5 protein-coding genes are annotated in these 3,321 nt (G+C 48.1%); 2 read left to right on the plus strand and 3 right to left on the minus strand.

Annotation, left to right across the window (positions count from 1 at the left end):
- Positions 1-30 precede the first annotated feature (30 nt).
- A complete protein-coding gene (locus tag BG842_RS28995; RefSeq protein ID WP_139136084.1) occupies positions 31-495 on the minus strand; it encodes a hypothetical protein in 465 nt (154 codons plus the stop codon).
- A 161-nt stretch (positions 496-656) separates the two neighbouring features.
- Between BG842_RS28995 and BG842_RS16010 the strand changes: the two genes are divergently transcribed.
- Both BG842_RS16010 and BG842_RS29000 read left to right on the plus strand, forming a co-directional pair.
- On the plus strand, positions 657-1,022 hold the full coding sequence (locus BG842_RS16010; RefSeq protein WP_139136085.1) for a hypothetical protein: 366 nt from the start codon (positions 657-659) through the stop codon (positions 1,020-1,022).
- A gap of 4 nt (positions 1,023-1,026) precedes the next feature.
- Entirely contained in the window at positions 1,027-1,290 is a 264-nt protein-coding gene (locus BG842_RS29000; protein WP_139136154.1) for a hypothetical protein, read from the plus strand.
- A gap of 299 nt (positions 1,291-1,589) precedes the next feature.
- On the opposite strand, the gene BG842_RS27780 is transcribed toward BG842_RS29000, so the two are convergent.
- Both BG842_RS27780 and BG842_RS16020 read right to left on the minus strand, forming a co-directional pair.
- The gene (locus BG842_RS27780) at positions 1,590-1,976 is read right to left on the minus strand and encodes a SprT-like domain-containing protein (RefSeq protein WP_254662994.1); all 387 of its coding nucleotides are present in this window, start codon (positions 1,974-1,976) and stop codon (positions 1,590-1,592) included.
- Positions 1,977-2,060: 84 nt separating this feature from the next.
- The gene (locus tag BG842_RS16020) at positions 2,061-2,390 is read right to left on the minus strand and encodes a hypothetical protein (protein ID WP_069450422.1); all 330 of its coding nucleotides are present in this window, start codon (positions 2,388-2,390) and stop codon (positions 2,061-2,063) included.
- Positions 2,391-3,321: the final 931 nt, after the last annotated feature.

Here is a 3,321-nt window from a genome sequence, read left to right on the forward strand (position 1 = left end):
AAACGCCGTTGCTACCGACAGAGCACCAAACTATGGTCGCCGAACTGTTACTGACTTCGCAGATGAGCCAGTTTGCTTGACTCTGACCGTTGTCGGCAGTTGCTCTTTCATTGTCACCACTAATCGATAGGCATCAGCACTCTCATCACCAGTACAACTCCCACTAAACCAGGATGATGTATCGGTACTCCCAACTTTCACAGTGAGTGTCTGGGATGTTTCGGAGTATGAAACATCCTTGAGATCTGCCTTGTTGCACGTACTTGACCCAACAAAGAGTGCTCCACGAACGATCACCTGCTTCGACTCCGGTTTGAAAGAGACAATTGGTTGTTCGGTTGGCCCAGGGAAGTTGGTGGTCCTATCAAAGCTTGATTCATAGATGGTGAATTCATAATCCGCAATGGAGTCAAATCCCTCAGCAGTACCTCCGATATTGAGACAGCCACTACCGAGTGCGAGGGCAGTCACAGAGAGGAATACACGGCGTTTCATAGCGAGATATCTGTGTAGTCAAGAATAAGCTTCGTGATGAGTGAAATACTCATTTAACACTATTCTCTCACTTGTCGTCGCATCGGCATTCAGAACACCGCCACTCGATGTCGTGTCTGCCAAGGCATAACGTAAAGCCATCTACACACCTCTTAGAAACTATGAATAACCACACATCACCCGCAACCCGATCCGCATGGACAGCTCGATCGACGCTTGTGCTCTTTGGTTTTCTCGCCCTTACTGCACAATTACCAGTGGTTGTTGATATCTACAGCAATGTGGTTTTTCGATTGCTCTTCATTCCGGCGTATCTTGTTTCACTTCTTGTCTACGAAGGACTTGGGATCGAACACATCATCTATGCTTTTGATGGGGTATTTCCAGGCGAACAAACTGCTCTATGGGAGGTAGGACAGATTGTCACGTATTATCTGTTTGCTGTGAGTGCCACATGGCTTGGACGGTGGCTCGAAACCCACAAACAGAAGCCGAATCATCAAACGTCGAGTAACAAAGGAGGGTAACTCCATGACAGTTCGCTACACCATCGCAGCAGCGTTCCTGTTGGTCGGTATTCTGTTAGTAGTCATGAATCTGCTTAGTCCGCCACAAATGACGTCAGGAGGTTGTTCGGAAACATACACGGGTCCAGACACACCTCCTGAACGTCACTGTACAAAAACAACGAGTATTGCGACAGGGCAATTGGTGTATGTCTTGGGGATCGGCGCTGGTGCGATTGGAATTGGCTATGCGCTCGTATTTAGCGATCAATTCTTTGACCGGATCTGAATTGAGTATCCGTATTGCAAGTCCATTAGCGTCGATCTCGGCATCCCACGTGTCTTCTAAGACGATCGCAAGTTCACTGTAGAGCGTGTCGAACTGGGGTGTCTCACGGGTTATGGGAGACGCTACCGAGCAAAACGTCAAAGATAGTCGCCAGCCAGATAGAGATGGAAATACGAGGGTTAGTATAGTATACTAACTTACTACAGGCTCAAAATCCGAAGCACGAGTGATAGCAAGGACTCACGTAGAACACTGCAACTCGCGAAAATCTTCCTCGTATCTACTCCTTATCGCGAGAACTACGTACACGAGAATTGGTTAGTGGCCGTCGACCTCCTCGACACGGAGTGACCCACCACATTCGCTACAGCAATACTGTTCTGGGTTGCGACGGTCTTTGAGCGTTGATACCGAGCAATCCGACCGCCGCAGTCCTCGCACACCAGCCACCACTTTGGCGTGGTGAAGCGTTCGCAGTGTTGCGAAGTATCGAGGGCGTCCGTCCAGCGGGTGAACGTCGAACCGTGATCCGCCTCGCCGAACTCGTGATACTGCCACGCGTGGATGAGTTCGTGGCGGACGGTGGACCTGAATTGCTCCCACCCGTGGTGTTCGTAGGCTTTCCAGGTGAGCGCAATGGTGATTGCCTCTGTTGTCGGATCGTACTTCGTGACGCCGGCCGTCACTGGGCACACTTTGACTGTTAGATTCAGGAAGTCTCCTGCAGAGATAGCCTTTGAAGTGGACCATCGGTTGGCTACCTACTCGGTTTAGTCGGCGTGTTCGAGGACCTTCGCAATGGTCACAATCGCGTCAAACTCGGTTGACGTTCCCTGAATGGTAATTTCTCCTTCATCGCGATCATATTCAATCGAATCAATTTCAGCTGTTTTCGGGATATGCACTTGGCGAAGAGAGAGTTCGATCCGATCGTACTGCTCGTCAGGAATTGTTTCATCAGTCGCGTCGTTTTCGTGATTTGCAACATAATCCACAAGCTCATCAACCGTTACTGTTCCACTCTGTTGATCGAGATAGTATAGTGCGTATCGTCGCCGCTTCGTACTGAATAAGTCGAAGATTGTGTCTAACGTCGCCATGTTTCCCATCAACGTCTAGCCAATGGCCGACGATAGTGATTGTGGATTCGACCACCACCCCGGAAAAAATTCTTGCTCCAAATTGTGTTAAGAACATTTTATTAAAACCCGGAGAGTTGTCAACCGGAGGCCCCGAATGTCCCAATTCATGGAAATTCTTGTGCTTTAGCGAAGGGGGAATGTCAAAGCGAACTCAGCCTAGGACGTCTGGATTGAGTAGAATATTAACAGCTGCCGTGATTCCGAAACTCGTTATGATCGCACTTTGAACACTGGGTTGGCTTTGAAATGAACGTTGTACCACAGTCTTCACATTCAAAAATATCACCGGTTGTTCGAACTTGCTTTTCCGTTTGCTGAGGGGCCTCTTCCGGACTGAAGGCGTCACGTAACCGATGAAGGATTTCCATAGTCTGGTATGGGGTACAAGCAACTAATCCATATATGTTTTCATTCTAAAAATTATGAATCGATTGTTAATCTATTCCGCAATAAATATAGATATATAATCTGTGATTGGAGTTTATTTGATAAATTGACGCCACTGAGAATTATCGAGACATGGATTAAAACGGAAGCGCAGGTTTATTCGGCAGTTCCTTCCGGCTTGCTTTCACGATGGATAGTCTGGGAAGCCATCGAGGCCATCGCAGTCACGGTCCTCCGGTAGCCCGCTCTCGTCGTCGATAGGTGTCTCAGTATCTCACTCTCGTCGCCATTCACCAAGACAAAAATGAGTCGATAGCAGTGCTAAATAATTTCTATAACCAATGAAAATCCATGACACAGCCTATCTAAATACACTTATATACTTCGCCGTTGTTTTAGAAAGTAGGAAGTTTTTCTTCCGAGACCATGACAGCATCCACCATCTCTCCAGACACTCGCAACACCTTCGAAAGCACCATCGGTGGCTACACGGTCGGCACCC

The sequence above is a fragment of the Haladaptatus sp. W1 genome, from assembly GCF_001723155.1.
GTDB classification, from domain to species: domain Archaea; phylum Halobacteriota; class Halobacteria; order Halobacteriales; family Haladaptataceae; genus Haladaptatus; species Haladaptatus paucihalophilus.